4 protein-coding genes and 1 pseudogene are annotated in these 4,101 nt (G+C 70.4%); all 5 read left to right on the plus strand.

Going from position 1 to position 4,101, the window contains the following annotated elements:
* A pseudogene (locus tag VF697_RS15690) lies at window positions 1-442 on the plus strand (hypothetical protein); the annotation flags it as partial.
* A 114-nt stretch (window positions 443-556) separates the two neighbouring features.
* Complete coding sequence (locus VF697_RS15695) at window positions 557-1,273, plus strand: class I SAM-dependent methyltransferase (RefSeq protein WP_331095771.1); 717 nt, start codon at window positions 557-559, stop codon at window positions 1,271-1,273.
* 21 nt (window positions 1,274-1,294) lie between these two features.
* Window positions 1,295-3,136 (plus strand): hypothetical protein, encoded by a 1,842-nt coding sequence (locus VF697_RS15700; RefSeq protein WP_331095773.1) that lies wholly within the window; start codon window positions 1,295-1,297, stop codon window positions 3,134-3,136.
* Complete coding sequence (locus tag VF697_RS15705) at window positions 3,105-3,299, plus strand: hypothetical protein (protein ID WP_331095775.1); 195 nt, start codon at window positions 3,105-3,107, stop codon at window positions 3,297-3,299. Before VF697_RS15700 ends, VF697_RS15705 begins: the two co-directional genes overlap by 32 nt.
* Before the next feature lie 162 nt (window positions 3,300-3,461).
* Window positions 3,462-4,094, plus strand: a complete 633-nt coding sequence (locus tag VF697_RS15710) for a TIGR02265 family protein (RefSeq protein ID WP_331095776.1) — start codon at window positions 3,462-3,464, stop codon at window positions 4,092-4,094.
* Window positions 4,095-4,101: the final 7 nt, after the last annotated feature.

The following is a 4,101-nucleotide window of genomic DNA, read 5'->3' on the forward strand; positions in this document are numbered from 1 at the left end:
CTTCGGCGGCTCGCTGGCGGTGGGCGTGCCCACCTCGAGCTGGCTCTTCACCTTCTCCATGTTCCTCTTCCTCTCGCTCGCGCTGGTGAAGCGGCTGAGCGAGGTGCGCCGGCTGCGGCTGGCCAACGAGGCGGCGGCGCCGGGGCGCGGGTACGTGGCCGGGGACTACGAGCAGCTCGCGAGCCTCGGCGTGTCGAGCGGCTACCTGTCCGTGCTGGTGCTCGCCCTCTACATCACCAGCAAGGAAGTGACGGCCCTCTACCTCTACCCGGAGCGGCTGTGGCTGCTGTGTCCGGTGATGATGTACTGGGTGGGGCGGGTGTGGCTGCTGGCCCACCGCGGCCAGGTGAACGAGGATCCCGTCATCTTCGCCCTCAAGGACAAGGTGAGCTACACGGTGGGGATCCTCGTCGCGGGCGTGCTCCTGGCGGCCGCCTACTGAGGAGGGCCTGGCATGGGGCGGGGGCTGGCAATTCCCGGAGACGTCGGGTAGTTAGCAAAACCCGTCACGTTCCCAAAGGAACCGGCGTCGACTGTCACCCCGCCGGAGGCGAGCATGAATCCAGCCAGAGCCGTGCGTCCCCCCCCCACCGAAGTACCGGACGAGCGGACCAACCGCCTCGAGTACAAGGAGCGTACCGGGCTCCTGGCGCGCATCGCGGCCTGCTACCCGCCCGTGCCTCGCGTCTACAGCCTGCTGCGCTTCACCATCATCCGGGCGCGCATCCTGGGCGTGATGGACGTGCTGCTGCCCGAGCGCGGCAACATCCTCGAGCTGGGGTGCGGCTTCGGCCTCTTCGCCGGCTACTTCGCCGCGAGTTCCCGGGAGCGGACCCTCTTCGGCGTGGACCGCAACGAGAAGCGCATCCAGATGGCGCGCGACATGGCCAGCCGGATGGCCCTGCCCGCCCGCTTCGAGGTCGCGGACGTGCGCGAGCTGCCGGAGACCCAGACGTTCGACGCCGCCTACGCGCTCGACGTGCTGCACCACGTCCCGTATGACGCCCACCGCGCCGTGCTCGAGGATCTCCACCGGCGGCTCAAGCCGGGGGCGACCCTGCTCGTCAAGGACATCACCACCTTCCCCGCGCACAAGCTGGGCTTCACCTGGCTGCTGGACCGGGTGATGGCTCCCGAGGATCAGCTCAGCTACCGCCACCACGAGGACTGGGCGACCCTGCTGCGCGAGGTGGGCTTCGACGTCCGCATCCGCCACCTGGACGACTACCTGCCCTACCCCCACGTCCTGCTCATCTGTACGCGCCGGCCCTGAGCCCGGCGTCTCCGCTTCACCATGCTCTCCTTGCTGTTGATCGGTCTCTACCTGGCCGCCCTGTTCCTGGCGGCCCGGCGCATCAGCCTCTGGGTCTCTCCCGAGTCGCGTGGGGCCGAGCGCCTGCTCCTCATCTGGTCGGCCCTGCTCGCGCTGACGGTGGCCCTGCCGACGGTGCTCGGTGCCGTGGGGGTGCTGCGCAAGCCGGTGCTCCTCGGCTCGGCGCTCGCCCTCGCCGCCGCGGCCCTCGCCCGACGCGGGACGCTGGCCGAGCTGCGTGAGGAGCTGCGGGCCCTCCGGGCCCTCCAGTGGCCCCGCGGCCCGCTCTTCCGCATCTCGGCGGTGGTGGCCACGCTGCTGATGGTGTGGACGGTGCTGGCCGCCCAGCTCCCGTCCTTCGGGTGGGACGACCCCTGCTACCACCTGCCCTTCATGATCCACGCCTTCCAGACGGGAGACCTGGGGCCGTTCCCGGTGGCGGACCACCTCGACTACATCAACGCCTACCCCAAGTCGCTGGAGATCATCGGCACCACCTTCGTCGTCCTCACCGGCTCGATGCAGTGGGTGGAGCTGGTGCAGCCGCTGTTCCTGCCCGGCGCGTGCGTCGCGCTCTACTTGCTGGGCCGCCGGTTCGGCGTGGCCCGCGAGCCGGCCGCCACCCTGGCGCTCATCCCGTTTCAACTGCCCATGGTCATCTGCCAGCTCAAGACCGCCTACATCGACGTGGCGAACGCGTCGCTGGTCTGCATGGTCTTCGCTGGCCTCTTCCTGGCCGCGCGGGGCGCCCGCTCCGGCCTCTTCATCACCGTGGGGGTCGGAGGCATCCTGGCCGGCTGCAAGCTGACGGGGCCCTACATGGGGGCCACGCTGCCAGCCGTGGCCACGGCGCTCTTCGCCTGGCGCCAGAAGCTCCGCAAGGGGCAGGTGGTGGGGCTGGCGGCGGTGGTGGGCGCGGCCCTGCTGCTGCTGGGCGGCCACTGGTTCGTCCGGAACATCTTCCTGTACGGCAACCCGCTCTGGCCCTTCATCCTCAAGGTGGGCCCCCTCCAGCTGCCCGGACGGTTGGATCCCGCCTTCGTCGCCACGTGGCACGGCCCGCCGAGCACCCTCACGTCCGTGCAGCGCTGGCTCTATGCGTGGCTCGAGGCCAGGACGTGGGCCGGCGGGGTGCTCTACAACTTCGACACCACCTTCGCCGGCTTCGGCCCGCTGTGGCTGGCCCTGCTGCTGCCCTCGCTGCTCACCGCCGGGGCGCTCGGCGCCGTCGAGTCCTACCGGGCCCGTCGCCTCACGCCCCTGACGTGGTTCGTCCTGCTGGTGGTGGGGCTGCACCTGCTGGACCCCGGCCGTCAGTACGAGCGCTACTCCCTGCACGTGCCGATGCTCGCCGCGGTCGCCCTGGGGGCGCTGCTCTGGCACCTGCCCCGCGCCGCGCGTGCCACCGTGGGCCTCCTCTGGGTGGCGGGCCTGGCCTGGTGCGTGTTCAGCACCGCGAACTTCGCCTACATGACGCCCGAGGAGGCGCGCCAGCTCGCGACCCTGCGCACCCCGGACTCCCGGCCCCGCTTCCAGAGCGAGTTCCTCATCACCCTGCCCTCCCGGATCCAGGACGATGACGTGCTGCTGTACACCTCGGACGTGCCCTTCGCGGGCGCGCTCTGGAAGCCGGACCTGAGCAACCGCGTCATCGGGCACAGCGCCACCCAGGAGAGCCTCCAGCACGCCGTGCGGCGGCTGCGGCCCACCCTGGTGGTCGGCAAGCCAGAAACCCTGGACAAGGAGCTGGCGGGCATCGCCTCGCGCACCCTCGCCAAGGAGGAGACGGAAGATGGACTCGAGCTCCGCAGAATCCTCCGCTGAGGCCACGGGCCAGGTCCTGGAGACTCCGCGCTGGCTCCCCTGGCTCTGGTCCGGCCTCGTGCTGGCCGGCAGCGCCACCTACGCCATCGCCTCCTGGACCGAGGACCGCAACCAGGGCGTGCTGACCATCCTCGGCTGGTGGCGCGCGGTCCTGGGGCTGTAGGCCCTACATCCTCCCACCAGGGGGTGGCGTACTTCCGAGGGGGAATCCACGAACGCGGGGCGCGTGCGTACCGTTGTGGATTTCACCCTTTGTAGACAAATGCACGGGCCCTGGACGGGCCTGTAGCGCGCACGGCTGCCGACCGGATATACCGGCGGCCCTATGGCCGGCGAAAAGCTCGTCTATGCAGGGACCGTCGAGGCGCTTTTCCTCAAGGCACTCGAGAACCGACTCACCCCCGCGTGCCGTACGCGCCTGTGTGAAGCCGGACTCGACCTCGAGCAGAAGCTATCTCCCACCTACACACTTGAGCAGTGGAAGCAGTTCCTCCGCGTCGCGGCGGATCACGTCTACGCGGGCATGCCGACCGAGGCCGCTTATTACTCGCTCGGCGAGCGCTTCATCGATGGCTACTTCTCCACCCTCTTCGGTCGCGCGCTGCTCGGCATGGTCCGGCTGGCGGGTCCCCGGAGGGCGCTGACGCAGGCCCGGCTCGGCTTCCGCAGCAGCACCAATTGCAGCGAGGTGCGCATCGTGGAGCGCGGGCCCACCACCATGGAGGTGTGGCTGAACGACATCGTGGCGGATCAGCCGACCTTCGCGGCCGGGCTGCTGGCGCGGGCGGCGGAGCTGGCCGGCGGTCAGCGTGTCGCCGTCGTCCCCGAGGGCTTCGACGGCCAGTCCGCCACCTTCCACGTCCGCTGGTCCGAGCAGGCCGAGGCCGGGGTGAACGCCGGACTCACCGCTGGGTCCACTGCGGGTGGGCAAGCACCCGCGCCTCGACCTCCGGCGTAAGCGTCCC

The organism is Archangium sp., from assembly GCF_036388035.1.
Classification (GTDB): Bacteria; Myxococcota; Myxococcia; order Myxococcales; family Myxococcaceae; genus Archangium.